Raw genomic sequence first — 18,422 nt, forward strand, 5'->3', positions numbered from 1 at the left:
CCGAGCGGCGCTTCGTCGCGCCCCTCTCTCAGGCACTTATCCAATATATCTAACCCACTCTTCCTTGTCAACTACTTTCTCAAAAATTTTTTCGCCTTTTATTTGCTGTCGCTACAAAGCTTATGGGGTGAGGGTTTTAGGCTATAGTATTCCTGAAAGTTGTTAGGGAAGTAATAGAGTCGTGAGTAAAGCTGGTGTTTTGCCGCCTTGGCTGGTGTTAGATCCGTTATTGCGTGGGTGGTTGTTGGAGGATGTTGGTAGGGGCGATCGCACTACGAATGGTCTGTTAGCCGCAGATGTTACTCTAGGATCAGCGAAGTGGATAGCGAAAGCACCAGGGGTAATTGCTGGATTACCAATTGCAGCAAGGGTATTTCAGCTTTTAAACGAAAAAGTTAGCTTTGTGACTACTGTTGATGAAGGTGCGTTCTGTGAACCGGGACAGGTTGTGGCTAAAATTCATGGTTCGCTGGATGCTTTGTTGATGGGGGAACGGGTGGCTCTTAACTTGGCTATGGGATTGAGTGGCATTGCAACGCTAACCAATACATATGTAGAAAAAATTGCAGATTTACCTGCCCGCTTAGTCGATACGCGCAAAACTACACCGGGACTGAGACTTTTAGAAAAGTATGCGACTGCTGTGGGTGGGGCGACTAATCATCGGATGGGTTTGGATGATGCGGTGATGATTAAAGACAACCATATTGCGGCGGCTGGAGGAATTGGTAAAGCTATTACCCGTATCCGCGCTCAGATTCCTTATACGTTAACCATAGAAGTAGAGACGGAAACTATTGAGCAGGTAAAAGAGGCTTTGGAATATAAAGCTGACATTATTATGCTGGACAATATGCCTGTGGATTTGATGCGTCAGGCGGTGCAGTTGATTCGTCAGCAGGATAATGGTGTGAAAATTGAGGCTTCTGGGAATGTAACCTTGGAAACTATTCGCGCTGTGGCTGAGACTGGTGTTGATTACATTTCTAGTAGTGCGCCGATTACTCAATCAAAGTGGTTGGACTTGAGTATGAAGATTGAATAATTACTGGGGCGATCGCCATAATTCCAATTTCGATAAGAAGGGTTGGGATTCTGACTAGATAAAAACAAGCTGAGAAGCCCAACCTTAGAAATCAACTTACAAACTAACCATTTACGATATAAGGCGAGTTAATCGCCGCTACACGATCAGCATCCACTAAAGCTTGATAAACTATTGCCACTACCTCTGCGCGTGTAGCGTCGCGGGTGGGGTTGAGTTGTTTGATGTTTGGGTAGTTAACAATTATGCCTTTTTCTATAGCTTTTGCTACTTCGTCTTTGGCATAGTCAGGAATTTTGGCTTGATCATCAAATGCTTTGATGGTATTTGCAACGTTATTAGATACGCCAAGTCCTAGTCCATTTACTAATGAGACTACCACTTGTACTCGTTGAATGTTGTCGTTGGGACGGAAGGTGTTATCAGGAAAACCAGCAAGAAATAGACCTTGATACGCCTGCTGGATTACTTTAAATGCCCAGAAGTTTTCTGCTACATCTTTAAATCTAATTACAGCCCGATTTGGTGATGGGTTGAAGGCTTTGACTAACAAGGCTGCATATTGCGCTCTTGTCATTGTCGCATCTGGTTTAAAGGTACCATCAGGAAAACCACTCACTATACCTTGTTGTACTAACTCCCGAATAAATGGTGCTGCCCAATGATTACCAATATCTTTTAAATTTATAGGTTTGGGTGTTGGAGTTGGGATTGGAGTTGGTGTTGGAGTTGGGGTTGGAGTTGGGGTTGGTGTTGGTGTTGGGGTTGGTGTTGGTGTTGGGGTTGGTGTCGGGGTTGGTGTTGGGGTTGGGGTTGGGGTTGGTGTTGGGGTTGGGATTGGTGTTGGGGTTGGTGTTGGGGTTGGTGTTGGGGTTGGGATTGGTGTTGGGGTTGGTGTTGGGGTTGGTGTTGGTGTTGGTGTCGGGGTTGGGGTTGGTGTTGGTGTTGGAACCTGACTGACTATGAACTCTACATTGCCTGAGACTTTAGTTGTGTCTATTTGATTACCTGTAGAAATCAACTTATTGGAACTAGCATTTTGCAAATCAAATTTGGCGTTATTGCGTAGGGTATTACCTCCAGGATTACTAGTATTACCTATATCCGGTAGAGCATTACCAATGACCGTCAAACCATCATCAGTATTATTTTCAACGAGATTATTACGCAATATGGGACGAGCAGTACCAGAAACAACTATGCCTGAACGATTTTCGTAAATCTTGTTATCTATCAGCGTGGGTGATGCGGTATCGCTGACTGCGATGCCAAAGCCAGTTTTAAAGCAGATATTACCTTGAATTTGTCCTTTGGAGTTTTTAGCGATCGCTATTCCATTAGCGGCATTCTCTGTAAATACATTACCAATAATTACTGGGTTGGCATCACCTGTAGCAAACACTCCCTCACGTTTGCAGTTGATGAAGGTGGAATTAGCAACGGTAGGTGTAGTTGATTCTATCCAAGCACCACTGCCACGACTAGCCGGATTTGTGACAGTTACGCCTCGCAGTTCGGCGTTGTTCAGAAGTACAAAAGTGACATTTTGTCCCGCAAAAGTACGGCTGAGGTAGTTTCCACTACCTTCTATTAAAATATTGCTGCCTTTGCTGGTTTCGTTACCTACCACTTTGACGCTAGAGGGGATTGTGAGAGGAAAAACTTCACCACTTGCAGCATTGTAACTACCGTTTGCCAGTTGAATAGTTGTATCAGGAGAGGCAACCTTGAGAGCTTGGGTAATCGTCTTGAGTGGATCTGTTTGGCTACCAGGATTTGCATCATTGCCTGTAGCTGGATTTACGTAAAAAGTTTGCGCCATATTTATACCATTTAAAAATACATAGCCATCCTAGCGCTAACCTTGGAAATAGGTGGCGATCGCTAAAATTTGCAACAATGACTACTAAATAAGCCTGAGATATTCCAGAAAAGTCTTCATAAAACTAAGCGCCGTATGAGAATATTCGCATAGGATAATGGACGGAATAAACATTTGCATTCAACCTAGTTAATTAGTTAGGCTATTGATAATCCTGTTACTTGTTTAGGCGTGATATGGATTTTGAAAACAAAGCCACCGCCCCAACTCCTGATAATGTAGAATTTGCGCGATCGGATACAATTCGTAAGCCATTAGAAATTTTGTGCAGTACAGAGGCTTTACTGCGTCGCCCTACTGTTGCTACCCTGGCTCCACTATTACCTCCAAAACTGGGTAATGGTTTGCAAGTAGCGTCTACAGTTGCAGACGAGTCTTTAAAGGAACTGGCAGAAATTGATTTAGAAGAAATTAGCGATTTTGAATTGCGACCTGCCAGGATCTTTATTGGATTAAGTTTCGTAGGTTTTGGTGCGTTGATAGTACTAGTATTAGTACTTTATTTGAACACTTTGCACCCAGAACTAAACACTGTTGAGCAGATTCGGCAATATTGGTATCAATACATTTGGTTTGTCAGCTTGGGTATAGCGGGGATGTTTCTTCTAGGTCGAGAAGCAATGCGTCCTCACCATAAAAGACAAAAAGTTAAGAAATAACAAAAGTATCAGAGTAATTGCTGTCTTTGATATTACATAACAAAGATAATTTAGATTGGTAACTTGATTTTGATGAATCAGGATGCTTTTATTGTCACCCCAGGGTCAAAAATTTCTCTGCGAAAGGATTATGATCCTGCTTATCAAGACGGATATCACGAAAAAGCTGAAGCAGCCCAAAAATTACAGGCAAATATTCAACAATTAGCTCAGTATCAAGATATTCTCTATGCTCAAAATACCTATGCTGTGTTGATTATCTTTCAAGCAATGGATGCAGCTGGTAAAGATAGTACGATTAAACACGTAATGTCTGGTGTAAATCCCCAGGGGTTTCAGGTGTTTAGTTTTAAAGCTCCTAGTGATGAAGAATTAGATCATGATTATCTGTGGCGTTCATCAAAAGCTCTACCAGAAAGGGGACGAATTGGTATATTCAACCGTTCTTATTATGAGGAATTACTAGTAGTTCGGGTACATCCAGAAATTCTGAACAAGCAACAACTTCCTCATAATCATAAAGGGAATCAGATATGGAAACAGCGTTTTGAGGAAATTAATAATTTTGAAAAATATTTAGTCAACAATGGGGTGATCATTCTTAAATTCTTTTTGAATGTCTCCAAATCTGAGCAAAAAAGGCGGTTTTTAGAACGGATTAAATATCCAGAGAAGAATTGGAAGTTTTCTGTAAATGATGTGCGGGAAAGGGCCTTCTGGGATGATTATATGCAGGCTTATGAAGAGGTTTTTCAGCATACGAGTACTGACTGGGCCCCTTGGTATATCGTCCCAGCCGATCGCAAATGGTTTACACGTCTTGTAGTGGCTGATATTATCTGTGCTAAGTTAAAGCAGCTGAATCTTAAGTATCCTACAGTTAGTGAAGAACATCGGCAAGAACTTTTAAAAGCTAAGTATATTTTAGAACAGGAAGCTTGAATCAATTTAAAATTCGCAATAAAAAAGCTCAAGCATTTCTGCCTGAGCCATTATTAATTGCAATGAATGTGCTAAATCAATGTGTTAAGCTTCAAGCATCACATCAATCAAGCTTAGTAACGATTACGTCCGCCACCACCATAGCCACCACGATTACCACCACCAAAAGAACCTCTATCTTCTTTTGGTTTAGCCTTGTTTACTTTGAGGTCACGCCCCATCCACTCAGCACCATCAAGTGCTTCAATGGCTGCTGTTTCTTCAGCATCTGAACCCATTTCCACAAAACCAAAGCCGCGCATCCGGCCTGTTTCACGATCGGTAGGTAGCTGAACACGTTTTACAGAACCATATTCTGCAAAAACCGCATTCAAACTATCTTCTGTAACGTCGTAAGAAAGATTGCCTACATAAACTGACATAGATTGTCTCCGAAATCATAGGTACGTAGAGATTTAGGTTTCGGAGAAAAGTCTGTAAATACCAAAAGGAAAAGCCCGTCAATACTAAAAACAAACGCGGTCGCCGAATTAACTCTCACTTTCTAGTATGGCACAGCAACCAACTATCGGGGGAGAGTTACAAAAACCGTTACATAAGTTTATAAAGGCGATCGATACTTAAATACCTATGATTATTTATGGTTAATCTCATCTTAACTTCATAAACGGCCTTTAGTTCCTTTTTTACCGTTGTATATTTGCGAGGTAAGTTGGCAACGCCCAAAATGTTATTCTTTCCTCCTTAGGTTCTTTTTGTATCATTTACGGATTCGAGCTTGATACTTTTGAAGTACTTTTTGGAAACTTTAATTACTTATTGTTAGCAAATTGCTAATTTTTACACATAAATTCTAAAAAATGCTGAGGAATTGGGAACAATTCCGGAAGGTCTACAGTACCCTTAGTGACAATTTAAGCGAAAGAGGATTAAACAATGCCAGAAACTAAATCAAAACTTTTAATTCCTGTTGTTGGCGCGGCTGTAGTCGTAGCGGGAAGTGTAGCTGCCTATATGTATCTTAAAGGGCCTTCTGGGGATAGTTCTGGTGCTTTAGGTAGCGCTAAACTAGTGCCTTCAACAGCATTAATGGCTACCTACATTACCACTGATCCACAAGCATGGGAAAAGTTACAACAATTCGGCACACCTGAAGCACAAAAGTTAGTCGCTAAGGGGTTGGAAGATTTTAATAAAGAAATGTCGAAGGATGGCAACATTTCCTACGAAAAAGATATCAAACCTTGGGTTGGTGGGGTGATGCTGGCTGTGTTACCTCCCAATGCAGCGAAACCTGCTCAATTTAATGAACCTGTACCTGGAGCAAATCCACCGATCGCTCTACGCCAGGAACCACAAATTTTAATGGTAGTTGGGATTAAAGATAAACTGAGCGCGTTAAATTTTGCCAATAAATTAAAAGCACAAAAGGGGGTCAAATCCCAGGAAACTGACTATAAAGGGGAAAAAATTACACAAACTCAGGCTGAAACTGGAGCGCCAACATATAGTGCTGTCTTGAATAATAGCTACTTGGTGTTTTCTCCAGAAAAACCAATTGTAGAAAAAGCTATAGATACCTATAAAGGTCAACCATCCTTTGCGGCTAAAGAAGGAGCTAATAGTATTCTCAGCAAGGGTGTGGATGTAAAAAATTCCCTAGCTCAAGTTTACATTCCTGATTATCCGGGAATGGTGAGACAACTGATAGCCGCAAGTCCCCAAGGAAATCAGGTAAATCCCCAAACCTTGAAACAACTGGATCAAGTAAAATCGATGGCTGCGGGTGTGGGGGTGGATGATGCAGGGTTACGATTAAAAGCGATCGCTAATTTAGATCCCCAACTGAATCAATTCCAATATCAGAACACCGAATCGAAAATATTAGGCCAATTTCCGGCTGAGACTTTTGCCCTCATCAGTGGACAAGGGATTAGTAAAGGGTGGTCAACAGTTGTCGAACAATCAAAAGATTATCCAGAATTTAAGCAAGCGCTTGAACAAGTACGCGCACAGACCAAACTAGTTAATCTCGACCTGGATAAAGACATTTTTGGCTGGATGGATCAAGAATTTGCTTTTGGTGCAATTCCCTCGAACCAAGGTGTATTAGCTAGCATAGGTTTTGGTGGCGCTTGGGTGTTTGATACGAGCGATCGCAAAACCGCAGAAGCCACTTTGACAAAGCTGGATACTCTCGCCAAAACTCAACAAATCAACATCACTACCAGAAATATTGGTGGTAAAGACGTTACCGAATGGCAAATTCCTCAACAAGGAGCTTTATTCGCCCACGGTTGGTTAGACCAAGATACCGTATTTTTAGCAGTTGGCGGCCCTGTTGCGGAAGCTTTGGCGAACGCCAAGAGTCAAACCCTAGACAACAGCGACAATTTTAAAGCCATTGCAGGTTCTTTACAAAAACCAAACGGGGGCTACTTCTATTTAGATATGGACAGAACGATGGCCTTATTCAATCGTTTTGCCACCCAAACACAGCAACCTATCCCCCCAGAAGCTAACGCGGTTCTCAGTTCTATTCGGGGTTTGGGTATCACTGCTAATAGCCCCAATAAATCCTTGAGTCAAGTAGAGATGTTGTTAGCCCTCAAACCTAGTACAGCAAAGTAGCCATTTAAGATACCCGACTTCTTAGAGAAGTCGGGTATCTGGCGGTGCTGTCAACTTTTAAGTTTTACCTTGGTTTAGTAGATTTGCATCCCGCAAATATGTCATAAGTAAAAAAGGCTGTTCAATGCAAACCGACTTATGACTGTTGCTGTAAACAAAGCTCCTGGTATAGCTTCTCGCTTGGTGAATGGCATACTGGCCATTAAGCCTCTAGCCAACTTCGCCAAGCACCAAGCTCGGCAAATGATGATTAAACGGGCCCAGAGAATTGGCGTACCTTGGATCAATGAAGTCAAGACATTACAAGCCCGTGACTGGACAGAAGATTTTGCTCAAGTACAAAATCCGCAAATCACCTACCCAGATTACTACCTGACTTCATTCCACGGCTACGATGAGGGGGATTTAAGTTGGCAAGCAGCTTTTGAACTGGAAGTTGCGGCGCGTACTGTCCATGCAGGAATTTGGCAGGATGGGAAAGCCGACGGTGACGCAAAACTGCGCCAAAGTTATCACGACATTCTCAAAGTCCGAGTTCCTCAACCGAGAGACATCCTCGACTTGGGTTGTAGCGTGGGTTTAAGTACATTTACCCTACAAGAAACTTATCCCCATGCTCAAGTTACAGGTTTGGATTTGTCTCCTTATTTCTTGGCTGTGGCTAAATATCGCGCCCAACAAAGTCAGGCTCAAATCAATTGGATTCATGCTACAGCCGAGTCTACAGGATTACCAGATAGAGCTTTTGATTTAGTTTCGCTTTTCTTGATTTGCCATGAATTACCCCAATTAGCAACCCAAAAGATTTTCGCAGAGGTACGGCGTATATTGCGTCCTGGTGGTCACATATCTATTATGGACATGAATCCGCAATCGGAAGCTTACAAGAAAATGCCGCCCTACATTTTGACACTGCTCAAAAGCACTGAACCATACATGGATCAATATTTCGCTTTGGATATTGAGCAGACTTTAATAGAGGCTGGTTTCCAAACTCCCACCATTACTAAAAATAGCCCTCGTCATCGCACAGTTATTGCTCAAGTGCGTGACTGATTTATTCCTGTTGCTGTGGGCGGTGCTTCCACCATTAATATTTTTGGGGTACTACTATTATCGTGTACCCCATGCCCCGCCTTTATCTGTGCTGTTGTGGTTATTTCTGTTGGGGGCAATATCTGGTTTTCTGGCCTTGGGCTTAGAATATGTTTTTGATTCTGTAGCCAATTGGGTATTAAACTGGCAAAGAATACAGCGATCGCTTTTTGGTATCGCTTTACGTCAACTGCTAGCGATCGGCCCGATTGAGGAAGGTTGCAAGGTATTAGCAGTTGTTGTCGCCCACTATTATTTTCAACGTCGTTATCATCTCACATCTAGTAGCATTTTTCTCTTTACCATTGCGGCGGCGTTAGGATTCACCGCAGAAGAAAACTGGATTTATCTTTATCATGGCACAGCAACAATTCTTGAGCGGAGTATTGGCACACCAGTACACGCCATGTTTTCTGCTCCTTGGGGATACGCCTTGGGGAAATATCTTCATACAAATGAGCGATTAAATCACTACAAAAATTTGTTGGTACGAGCGGGGATTAACTCGGTGATTTTTCACGCTCTCGTCAATGTACTTTCTAGTGCTTGGCGTTATTCACCACCTCTACGTTTCCTCAGCTATGGTTTCTTTCCGTTATTGGTGTGGATGTTTTGGCGTATGGAACAATTACTGCGTCAAGTTACATCCCAGCGTCCCGTTCATTTAATATCTGGTCATACTTCCCTCCATCGTTACTGGCAAAGGGGTTTAGTATTATTTGCCCTTATGCTGGGCGGTAATGCCATTTTCGGGCTGTTCCTTTTAGCGAGAGTTATTAGTCCCTTGAGTCCAGCACAGATTTTTTCGCCTGATTTTTTTTGGCTGATTATGAGTCGGTTTTTAACTAATTTAGCTTTCGGAATCCTGGCTTGGTTAATTTATTTATATTTACGACATTGATCTAGCGATCGCCATTTTTAATAATATCTGCGGTAATTGGGGACTGGGGATTGGGGATTGGGTGAAAAATCTTGTTGTGTCTAGGTTGTACTGGCGACAGCTATAAATCAAACTACCGGGCAGTTCGTAGATGATTTTTTACATTTAATAACCAACTAACTCCACCGCATCTCTACCGTCCCAATCTTGTAAATAAACTTTGACCACTTCTTCTTTAGCTGTGGGTAACTGCTTACCAACAAAATCTGGATGGATGGGGACTTCCCTATGACCCCTGTCAACCAACACTGCTAGACGAATTACTTCCGGTCTACCGTACTCGTTAACGGCATTTAAAGCTGCACGAATCGTCCTTCCTTTAAAGATGACATCATCTACCAAAACGACTGTTTTCCCGGTCAAGTCAAGAGTAATGCTGGTTTTAGCTGGCGTTCGTAAACCAATTTGGTCAAGGTCATCCCGATAGAAGGTGATGTCTAAGGCTCCTACACCGACATTAATACCTTCCAGAGTTTCAATTTGACGTGCTAGTAATTCGGCTAGTGGAACTCCCCTAGTGTAAATACCTAACAGGACTAATTGAGATAAGTCCCGTGTTCTTTCAACGATTTGAGATGCCAATCGCGTTAAAGTACGGCGGAGGTCTTCGGCGGAAAGAATTTCAACCACTTTGACAGGCGTAGCCATAGAACGATACCCCTGGGAATGAGTTAATAGGGAGTGGGGGAAGTTAGGAGTTGAGGTAGGGGGAAAGAGGGAAAATATTTGAGCAAGTTTTCCTCTTGGCTCCCCCTGCTTCTTCTCCCTCATACCTTTAGCGTATCAGGAGTATAGCGATCGCCACACCTAGCCAGAGCAAAAAGCTATATCTAGTCAGTTGCAAAGCTGTTTGAATGTGTTGCGGGTTGATGGGAGAAGTGGGATCTCCTAAGAGCGGTTTTTGCTTGGCTATTCCACGATACCAATTTGTTCCCCCCATCTGTACACCCAAAATGGCTGCATAGGCGCATTCACTCCAACCTGAGTTGGGACTAGGATCATTAACTGCATCACGGCGACAAATTCGCCACACATCCCCAGGCTTACCTGATAATAATCCTAAAGTTATCACTGTCAAGCGGCAAGGTAACCAAGTTAAGTAATCTTCTAGCCGCGCACTGAACCATCCTAAATATGTATATGGTGCTTCTTTGTAACCCACCATCGAATCGAGGGTGCTGCTGGCTTTATATGCCAAAGCCAGAGGAACTGGCCCCACATGGGGAATGCAGATACCAACAATAGCGTAAAACAATGGAGCCATTACCCCATCTGTCGCATTCTCTGTAACTGTTTCTAAAACTGCTCGGAGGATTTCTGATTCTGGTAAGCCGTCTGTATCTCGACCAACATAATTACTCAAAGTTCGCCGAGCTAGTTTTAAATCTCCTGCTTTTAAAGGTTGTAAAACATCAATAGCTGCTTTGGCTAGACTTTTCAAAGCAAAACAACTAGCTAACATAATACTTTCTAGCGCGATCGCCAAAACAGGATTTAGCCATCTCGTTATTTGAATTGTTAACCAACCAACCCCACCGCTACCAAAAATCAAAACTATTGCCAGAACAATCCCAGCTAGGCGTTGTGTTAGAGATTTTTGACACAGTTGCAGAAAAACTTTGCTCAACCACGAAATTACCCATCCCATAACTTGTACCGGATGAGGCCAACCCCAAGGATCACCTATTAAATAATCTAAAATTACAGCAACGATTAAGACATAGATGTTGTTGGTCATGAATGAAAGCAAATGTCAACCGAAAACTGACGATTGTTAAACCACAAAATTTGCTTCTTCTCCGAGAGAAGCTTGCCAGCTACGAGCATCGTAATACAAATCTGCCAAAGTAATACTATACAAAGCCTCTTTTAGTTTTTGGTTGAGTCTTTGCCAAAGGCTAAATGTTACCCAATCTTCTGTTTGTGCTGGGGTCGGAGTATGACGGGGTAAATTAGTGATAGTTTCATCGACTGCCTCTAAAATTTGTCCTATGGATATTTTTGCTGGTTCTCGTGCTAGTTGATAGCCACCAATGCTACCTCGAATTGATTTGACTAAGCCAGCACGACGCATTTCTATTAGTAATTTTTCTAGGTATGGAGCTGGGATATCTTGACGTTTAGCGATCGCTTTCACAGATGCAGGGCCATAGCTAGGTTGCAAACTCAAGTCCAGCAAAGCCTTTACACTATAGTGTCCTCTGGTTGTTAGTTTCATTTTGTTAGTTGTCAATTGTCAGTTGTCAGTTGTTTTTTCATCACTAATGACTAATGACCAATGACTAAGGATCAGTTTTACTTATCATTTTTCTCCTTAACAATCAAGCCGACTAAGGAGACAACTTTTTACTCGACTTTAGAAAACTTAAATAAATATAGTTTAGCAGTGATTGATTAACTATATATAGTTATCCCGATTATCAAAATTAAATTGTCTTGCAAATATTGGTAATTGTGCAACAATTTTGCTTATGAGTGTAATATACTTGGCTAGGCTGAGATAAAAACTAAAGGATATTGTTCCTATTAGCTCAACGTCAGCTAAAATAAAATCGATTCAACTACTTAAACCCCTGATTTTTGACCTAAGTTGATGCCTAAACAGAAAAAAATAGAACCCCTAGTCGGTGAAGAACTGCTCAAAAAAGTCAAAGAGCTAGAGAACCTTAGCAAAGAAGAAAAAGCTAAACAGTGTGGCTACTATACCGTTACCAAAAATGGTATAGAGCGTGTCAATATGATGAAATTCTTGAACGCCCTAATTGATGCGGAAGGCATTCAGTTAGATAGCGCTCCTAATGCCAACGGACGTGGTGGACGGAGCGCTAGTTATAGAATTAGTGTGCAATCGAATGGCAACTTGTTGATTGGTTCAGCTTATACAAAACAGATGAACCTCAAGCCAGGAGATGAGTTTGTCATCACTTTAGGGAAAAAGCACATCCGTCTTAGACAAGTAGATGGCGAAGAAAGAGAAATCCTGGAAATCGCAGAAGCTACAGCATAATTAATAGTTAGTTGTCAGTTGTCAGTTGTTGATTTTTTCACTGACCAATGACTGGTGACTACTAACCAAACGGTAAAGTGTCTGGCGTGTGACTGCCAAGTTACACGTTAATGCGATTTGCTCCTTATCTAGCAACCCTAGAATATGGTCATGGTTATCTCGTGCTACCACAGGTAACTGATGTAAACCTCTAACCTCCATGCGGTCTAAAGCCTCAGACAAAGGTTCATCACGCCAAGCATAGAGGATCTCTTTTGTACAGATATCGATGATGCTTTGATTGGTTAAATTACTTTGGATTTCACTTGCAGAATTCGGGTAATTTTGCCATAGAGAAAGGGTACGGTTGAGGTCTTCTAGGGAGATAATCCCAACTAGTTGTTCTGCGTCATCAATAACTAGAGCGCTGCGTGTGCGATCGCTGATCATTTCCCTAGCAGCTTCTAAAATGCCCAAAGTTGCAGGTAGCTTTTTTGGGCAAGCAAGCATAGCATCCTCTACTAAAATTTGCTGCAAAATTTCTACTTTTTGGTCTTTCGGAATTGAAAGACCAATTTGCTGTAAATTAGTATGAGAATTAGTATTGGGTTTAATCCTTTCTACTAGCCATACACTTAAGCCCACAGCCGCCATTAAAGGTAAAACAATTCGGTAATCGCGGGTAAGTTCAAATAACATTAAAATTGAGGTTAACGGCGCTCTCACACTTCCAGCTAAAACAGCAGCCATACCTACCATTGAGTAAGCTGGAGGTGCTGCCATATATTCGCCAATTCCTGGCGCTATGAGGGTGAGAATCTTTGCATAAGCTGAACCCAAGGAAGCGCCTAAAAACATTGCCGGTGCAAACAAACCGCCAACAAAACCACTACCCGCACTAATGGCTGTCATCAGCAACTTTAAAACCAATAATATCAATAACAAATCCAGAGAAAATTTGACATCTTGCAGCATCGCTTGTACTGTGCCATAACCGATGCCTAAAATTTGTGGGAACTTTAAAGCTACTATGCCGATAATAAAACCCCCGATGATGGGGTGAATCGGCTGAGGAATTTTACCTAAAAATTGAAACCCAGGAATCGCACCGGCAAAACAAGCTTTTCCCCAATTAATAGATTGTTTATAAGCTACAGAGACTAAACTAGCACCCAACCCCAACCCCAGATAAAGAGGCAGTTCCAAAGGGCTACGGACTTGATAAACTGGTAAAGCAAAGGCGGGTTGCGCCCCTAAACCAATTTGTGCAATTAAAGCCGCTACTACCGCCGCCAACAGCACTACACTCACGGCGGAAGTGGCAAAAGATGTAGCCCCCATGACTACTTCTAAGGCAAAAAATACCCCAGCAATTGGCGCATTAAATCCAGCTGCCAAGCCAGCTGCCGCACCAGCACCTAAAAGTAAACGCTGACGTTCTTGTGAGACTTGTAATATTAAGGACAACAGCATTCCGAAATTAGCGCCAATTTCCACACTTGGGCCCTCTGGGCCTAAGGAAGCACCACTCCCCAAAGAAACCGCAGCCGCTAACATTTTTGTGACAGGACGCAATTGTCCTTTGATTTCGCCACCCTCAGAAGCGGCAATGAGTGAGGATAGTCCAGGGCCAAAGTCTTGTGTGCGCCAGCGCATTAATCCAACTATTAGCCCTCCTAAAATCGGGACAAGGGCTAATGTCCAAGCACCCCAAACACCAATTGCACCCATCAAATTTTCTAGCATCAGGTGGTGAATCAGCTCAATCAAATAGTGAAAAGTCACCACCCCCATACCGGTGCCACCGCCAATGAGTACGGCTAAAAACAACACGATAGTTTCTGGGGAAAGTTGAAATCGGTTAATGAGATGTGTGACTTGGGCGGAAGGTGTAGGAAAAGCAGATGGTTCTGTTACCTTCCTCAGCTCAGCGGGAGGCAGTAGAGTCATTGAAAGGCGAGGTAAATGTAAGAAAAAATGTAAATTTTTATTTGCTATTTCTCATTGTCAGTCATTATTTATCAACCAGACAAGTAAATTTGGTAAACCAAATTTACAATCTGTAGCTAAAAAAAATTTTGCTAAACCATATTTTTCTAGAGATAATGGTTAAATGAGAAAAGATGGATCAGAAAGTAACAATGGCAAATCACAAAGTGTAAGTAGCTGTTATGTAGTGCGTACACAAAGCAAGGATGTTACCCTAACCCATATTTTCTAAATAGTAATTCTCTTTCTTAAACGTAAGAGTATGGTATGTACGCACTGAGTGAACAGGTGAAAAATCAGCGAAAAACAAGAGACATATTTCCTTAAATCTAGCTATACTCGTGTTGCAACCATTAAGTCGTCCTTAGTAGAAATACAACCGTGTGGGTGGTTAAAGGATACTTTTATACTACACTGGCGTGTCTACTAAGTATTGCTGGGGAACTTAATATGGGTATTCTTAATATAGCGAGTAAATGGACTAGCGGACGAGGTAGATGAATACACACACCTTTGATAATCATTACGTTACTTGCCCAATTTGCCAAAGATACGCTAAGGCAAAACCAATCAAAAGTTATATAGGTTTATTTACTTGTCCGCATTGTCAGGAACGAGTCGTGGTCTGTCAAAGCGGCCATTATGTTCGTGACCCCTTCACGCTAAATCAGATCATGATCTGTTCCGCTCTACGTCGTCAAAGTAGTCCTATAGCTAGAATTATAAGAGATTTTATCCTTTTTAAGCGTCCTTTGGTAGCTTTAGCTGTGGGAAGTGCTATTTTCTTGGGGATGATGACTATTACTCAACAAGAGACAAATTATAATCAGCAATTACAGCCGGGGACTGAGGAGGTTAAGTAGGGACTCTTAAGAGGCAGGGGAGAAGGGGGCAAAGGGCAGGGAGAAATAAGTTTGGTAGGGTGCGTCAGTATGAATAATTTATGATTATATTTAGGTTCTATCGCACTGACGCACACTACATTTTGCATATTTTTTTACCTGGAAGTCCTTAACTCTAACATCACTTAGCACTTTTTTTACAATCGATTGGTTTCTTTGGTTACTAATTGCCAACCTCCAGTTTTGTCTAATAGCTGAACGGAGTCTAATTGCAGGTGCTGGAAATCTGATGAGCTGATGAGTAGATATGGTTGTCTGTCGTAGTGCCAATGATGTTTTAGTTCTTCGGCAGAGGCGGGAATAATATGGCGATCGCTATAAAAGTCTAATGATGGGCGATGATAGGGAAAAGATGTATAAATCTTCTTTGCAGCTGGATTTACTTTCTCTATCATTGCCGCTACAGGTTTTACTGGGTAAGCTTGCCATAATTCCCAAACCCAGTAGTTAGATTTCATCAACAGCAGCAGGGAAATATAACTACCCCAAAACAATATTTTGAGAAATTGTCCGTCGCCTCGTTCTGCTAAAATCGCTCCCATAATCATCGTCAAAGCGACTGCGGCAAAAATTAGCTGTAAGTCAGTTTTGGCAGCTATTCCCCAACTAAAGTGAATGCTAGCAGCTGAAGCTACCACGGCTAAGATTGACAAACCAGCTACCCAAGCACGGGGATAGGATGACAGTAAAGGTAAGTTTTCTATTTCTGCTAACTGTGCGCCAAAAGCTAAGGCTAGGCTTGGGTAAATGGGGAATATGTACCAAGCAAGTTTCACGCTCATGAGAGAAATGAGTAGCAAATAAACTATGCTCCATACAAGTATGAGTCTTGCCCAGCTAAGATTGCGATTTTCCCAAAGTAACTTGGTTGTTTGTGGTAAGAAGATTAACCAAGGCCAAGTCCACTTGAGGAGTTCAACGATGTAAAACCAAGATGGTTGAGCATTCTTGTGGTTAACTATACCCGCTTGTTGTAGGGATTGAAGAAGTAGGCCATTCTGGACAAAATCATTGCCATAGTGTAGTAGTTGAGCGCCATACCAACCAGCTACAGGCAAAATTCCAATGGCGATCGCTATCCATAGATAATAACTGGTAAGTAGTCTTGGTGTATCCCAAAACAAAAACACAAGGACGACTGCACCTAATAAAAAGCCGGATAGTCCTTGGGTGAGACAAATTAATCCTAAACTTAAACCTATGCCCAGACAGTAACGTAAATCTCGACGCGATCGCAACACACACAGCATCATCACCAACAAGAAACTCACCACCGCCCCTTCTAACATTGCCAAGCGCCCATAACGGACTACTGGCAACATTGTTAAGTAGATTAAGGCACTATAAATCGCTGCCCAGCGTTGACGAAATATTTCTCTACCAAGACAATATAGTAATGGTACTGATAAGGCAGTTAAAATTGCCCCAGGTAAGCGTGTCGTCCATTCATTCACGCCTCCTAAATGGTAAGCCCCTGCAATCACTATGTGCATGAGAGGCGGTGTATCGTGATAAGGTTGCCCTCTGAGGGTGGGATATAGCCAACGTATGGAATTGGCCGATTCTTGTGTTATTTCCCTAGCGATTTGGGCTATAGTTCCCTCGTCCCAATCTTGCAGGGGTAATCCTCCTAAGTTAACGCTGAATAATAGTAATGCTGCAATTAACAACACTACCAGCCATAAGCGATCAATCCATTTATCAACTGCACGGTGCTGTCTTTCCAGATGACCCCAAATAAAGCTTCCTTCCTGCATATTCTATGATAATCATTTTACTTGTTGGTTTGATTACATAGAGATCAAAGTGAATCTCTAATGTGCCACCCAGTAACAACTTGTTTACTGAATAAATACTAAATTCCCAGGTTAGCTCAATTTTCTCTGAGCAGCGATAATTTTTTTGGGAAATTTCCCTAAATTTTGCTTCAATTTATTTAATAATTTTTGTCATTTTAAAATGATACAAACTTTTGGTAAAAATGGTGACTAGAGTCAGGGTATAGGAAAGAAAAACTCTTGAGTGGTGAGTGTTGACTGACTAAAAAATAAAAATTACTTGTAAATCCCAGTGTTGATTTTGACGAATAATTTCAATTTGCCGGATAAATTCTCGCAGGTAAAATCTGCGCTCGGATTCTGATAAATCTAACCAAAATTGGGGTATAGAAACTGCCTGAGCAACAGATAGCAAATTTACCGGAGGAAGGGTTGCTAATTTTGCTTGTAGTGTAGAAATTTCTGTCCGGAGTTTGTAAGTTCTTAACTTGGCTGTTTCTGTGTCTAAAATACCAGTTTCTACTAGATTAGGTAATTGTTGCAGTATATTTTGTTGATGAGCGATCGCTGCTTTTAAACTATTCTTAACATTATCCAATTGGGGAAAATTCATCCCTGCTACCGCCAAAGGTAATTCACTGCAAACCTTGGCAATTGTCTGTTCCAATATATCTTGATAAGCAATAGCTCGACACTTGGGGCTTTGAGGACACTTGATGGGACGTAAATAAAGATACTCTTTATCTTGATGGCGTTGGGTGACGCGGGTAACTGTCATGTGCGACTGACACTGCTGACAAACAACCAACCCAGCTAGAGAACGAGGCGCGCTAGCACTGCGGGAAGGTAAGCGGCTATTGCGGCGTAGAAGTCGGTCAACTTGGGCAGCTTCGTCTCTAGAAATAATGGGAATATGGGTATCAGAGATAATTTCCCGATTTTGATAAGCGGTGTCCCCGCGATAAACAGGATTAGTTAACCAACGCTTACCAGTGGTGACAGAAATCTTCTTACCGTATTTTTTGGCTAAGTAACGAACTGCACCACGCAGAGAACTATAGAGTAAAAAGTTATCAAAAAAATCCTTCACAACTGGGGCGGTGCTACGGTCGAGAATATATTTATCTTTACCTCTGCGATAACCATAGGGTGCTTTACCAGGAGGTGGTGCAGCATCCAGACGATTACGAGCGTGTCCTTGACGAATGCGACGACTACGATGTTGACGTTGAATTTCCTGTAACAATCTCAGCAAATCAGCCCGCAGATGAGAAGTTTCTGAATTGTAGGCTTGTTCTATAGCGATGATGCCTATACTCATTGCTTCTAACTGATTGAGGCGATCGCTTACCTCCTCTAAATTATCCCCTAATTCCTCCAAACGCCTCACAATTAAATAATCACAAGATTCAGCTTGACAATCAGTAAATAATTGCTGCAATTCTGAACGCTGTCCCAAATCCGCATACACCCGTTCCACCTCCCACTCCCAATTAACCTGTACAGGAGAAGTTTCTAAGAGAGGGTCGGTGTAAGTGTAGGCGATAATTTTCATTAGTTAGTTGTCAGTTGT

General features: G+C 42.0%; 17 protein-coding genes. 9 read left to right on the forward strand and 8 right to left on the reverse strand.

Features of this window, described 5'->3' with window-relative positions; genetic code table 11:
* Positions 1 to 181: 181 nt before the first annotated feature.
* The gene (gene nadC / locus ACM5QX_RS20000; RefSeq protein WP_414755104.1) at positions 182 to 1,045 is read left to right on the forward strand and encodes a carboxylating nicotinate-nucleotide diphosphorylase; all 864 of its coding nucleotides are present in this window, start codon (positions 182 to 184) and stop codon (positions 1,043 to 1,045) included.
* 103 nt (positions 1,046 to 1,148) lie between these two features.
* On the opposite strand, the gene ACM5QX_RS20005 is transcribed toward nadC, so the two are convergent.
* Positions 1,149 to 2,867: a DUF1565 domain-containing protein gene (locus ACM5QX_RS20005; protein ID WP_414755106.1), complete on the reverse strand. Its 1,719-nt coding sequence runs from the start codon at positions 2,865 to 2,867 to the stop codon at positions 1,149 to 1,151.
* 236 nt (positions 2,868 to 3,103) lie between these two features.
* Between ACM5QX_RS20005 and ACM5QX_RS20010 the strand changes: the two genes are divergently transcribed.
* Both ACM5QX_RS20010 and ACM5QX_RS20015 read left to right on the forward strand, forming a co-directional pair.
* The gene (locus tag ACM5QX_RS20010; protein WP_414755107.1) at positions 3,104 to 3,586 is read left to right on the forward strand and encodes a hypothetical protein; all 483 of its coding nucleotides are present in this window, start codon (positions 3,104 to 3,106) and stop codon (positions 3,584 to 3,586) included.
* 72 nt (positions 3,587 to 3,658) lie between these two features.
* Positions 3,659 to 4,528 carry a polyphosphate kinase 2 family protein gene (locus tag ACM5QX_RS20015; protein WP_414755175.1) on the forward strand — a complete coding sequence of 290 codons (870 nt, stop codon included), beginning with the start codon at positions 3,659 to 3,661 and terminating at the stop codon, positions 4,526 to 4,528.
* Positions 4,529 to 4,641: 113 nt separating this feature from the next.
* On the opposite strand, the gene ACM5QX_RS20020 is transcribed toward ACM5QX_RS20015, so the two are convergent.
* The gene (locus ACM5QX_RS20020; RefSeq protein ID WP_414755108.1) at positions 4,642 to 4,950 is read right to left on the reverse strand and encodes an RNA recognition motif domain-containing protein; all 309 of its coding nucleotides are present in this window, start codon (positions 4,948 to 4,950) and stop codon (positions 4,642 to 4,644) included.
* A gap of 514 nt (positions 4,951 to 5,464) precedes the next feature.
* Here ACM5QX_RS20020 and ACM5QX_RS20025 point away from each other — a divergent pair.
* From ACM5QX_RS20025 to ACM5QX_RS20035, 3 genes are all read left to right on the forward strand, one after another.
* Positions 5,465 to 7,159, forward strand: a complete 1,695-nt coding sequence (locus ACM5QX_RS20025) for a DUF3352 domain-containing protein (protein ID WP_414755109.1) — start codon at positions 5,465 to 5,467, stop codon at positions 7,157 to 7,159.
* A 138-nt stretch (positions 7,160 to 7,297) separates the two neighbouring features.
* Positions 7,298 to 8,215 (forward strand): class I SAM-dependent methyltransferase, encoded by a 918-nt coding sequence (locus tag ACM5QX_RS20030; RefSeq protein ID WP_414755111.1) that lies wholly within the window; start codon positions 7,298 to 7,300, stop codon positions 8,213 to 8,215.
* Complete coding sequence (locus ACM5QX_RS20035; RefSeq protein WP_414755112.1) at positions 8,208 to 9,155, forward strand: PrsW family intramembrane metalloprotease; 948 nt, start codon at positions 8,208 to 8,210, stop codon at positions 9,153 to 9,155. The genes ACM5QX_RS20030 and ACM5QX_RS20035 overlap by 8 nt, the downstream gene beginning before the upstream one ends.
* 144 nt (positions 9,156 to 9,299) lie before the next feature.
* Here the strand turns inward: ACM5QX_RS20035 and pyrR are convergent, their stop codons facing one another.
* The 3 genes from pyrR to ACM5QX_RS20050 all read right to left on the reverse strand — a co-directional run bounded on the left by pyrR (position 9,300) and on the right by ACM5QX_RS20050 (position 11,412).
* On the reverse strand, positions 9,300 to 9,842 hold the full coding sequence (gene pyrR / locus ACM5QX_RS20040) for a bifunctional pyr operon transcriptional regulator/uracil phosphoribosyltransferase PyrR (protein WP_011319864.1): 543 nt from the start codon (positions 9,840 to 9,842) through the stop codon (positions 9,300 to 9,302).
* 127 nt (positions 9,843 to 9,969) lie between these two features.
* Complete coding sequence (gene cbiB, locus ACM5QX_RS20045) at positions 9,970 to 10,932, reverse strand: adenosylcobinamide-phosphate synthase CbiB (protein WP_414755113.1); 963 nt, start codon at positions 10,930 to 10,932, stop codon at positions 9,970 to 9,972.
* 36 nt (positions 10,933 to 10,968) lie between these two features.
* Complete coding sequence (locus ACM5QX_RS20050; RefSeq protein WP_011319862.1) at positions 10,969 to 11,412, reverse strand: Rrf2 family transcriptional regulator; 444 nt, start codon at positions 11,410 to 11,412, stop codon at positions 10,969 to 10,971.
* A gap of 375 nt (positions 11,413 to 11,787) precedes the next feature.
* Here ACM5QX_RS20050 and ACM5QX_RS20055 point away from each other — a divergent pair, with 375 nt between their 5' ends.
* The gene (locus ACM5QX_RS20055) at positions 11,788 to 12,201 is read left to right on the forward strand and encodes an AbrB family transcriptional regulator (protein WP_010996238.1); all 414 of its coding nucleotides are present in this window, start codon (positions 11,788 to 11,790) and stop codon (positions 12,199 to 12,201) included.
* 21 nt (positions 12,202 to 12,222) lie between these two features.
* On the opposite strand, the gene ACM5QX_RS20060 is transcribed toward ACM5QX_RS20055, so the two are convergent.
* Positions 12,223 to 14,130, reverse strand: a complete 1,908-nt coding sequence (locus ACM5QX_RS20060; protein ID WP_414755114.1) for a chloride channel protein — start codon at positions 14,128 to 14,130, stop codon at positions 12,223 to 12,225.
* Between ACM5QX_RS20060 and ACM5QX_RS20065 the strand changes: the two genes are divergently transcribed.
* Entirely contained in the window at positions 14,045 to 14,293 is a 249-nt protein-coding gene (locus tag ACM5QX_RS20065) for a hypothetical protein (protein WP_414755115.1), read from the forward strand. The genes ACM5QX_RS20060 and ACM5QX_RS20065 overlap by 86 nt on opposite strands.
* A 373-nt stretch (positions 14,294 to 14,666) precedes the next feature.
* Positions 14,667 to 15,032, forward strand: coding sequence for a hypothetical protein (locus tag ACM5QX_RS20070; protein ID WP_414755116.1), 366 nt, complete (start codon positions 14,667 to 14,669; stop codon positions 15,030 to 15,032).
* A 176-nt stretch (positions 15,033 to 15,208) separates the two neighbouring features.
* Here the strand turns inward: ACM5QX_RS20070 and ACM5QX_RS20075 are convergent, their stop codons facing one another.
* Together ACM5QX_RS20075 and ACM5QX_RS20080 are read right to left on the reverse strand one after the other, a co-directional pair.
* The gene (locus tag ACM5QX_RS20075; RefSeq protein ID WP_414755117.1) at positions 15,209 to 16,828 is read right to left on the reverse strand and encodes an ArnT family glycosyltransferase; all 1,620 of its coding nucleotides are present in this window, start codon (positions 16,826 to 16,828) and stop codon (positions 15,209 to 15,211) included.
* 283 nt (positions 16,829 to 17,111) lie between these two features.
* A complete protein-coding gene (locus tag ACM5QX_RS20080; protein WP_414755118.1) occupies positions 17,112 to 18,404 on the reverse strand; it encodes a recombinase family protein in 1,293 nt (430 codons plus the stop codon).
* Between the last annotated feature and the right edge of the window lie 18 nt (positions 18,405 to 18,422).

The organism is Anabaena sp. CCY 9910 (assembly GCF_963920875.1).
In the GTDB taxonomy this organism is placed as follows: domain Bacteria; phylum Cyanobacteriota; class Cyanobacteriia; order Cyanobacteriales; family Nostocaceae; genus Trichormus; species Trichormus variabilis.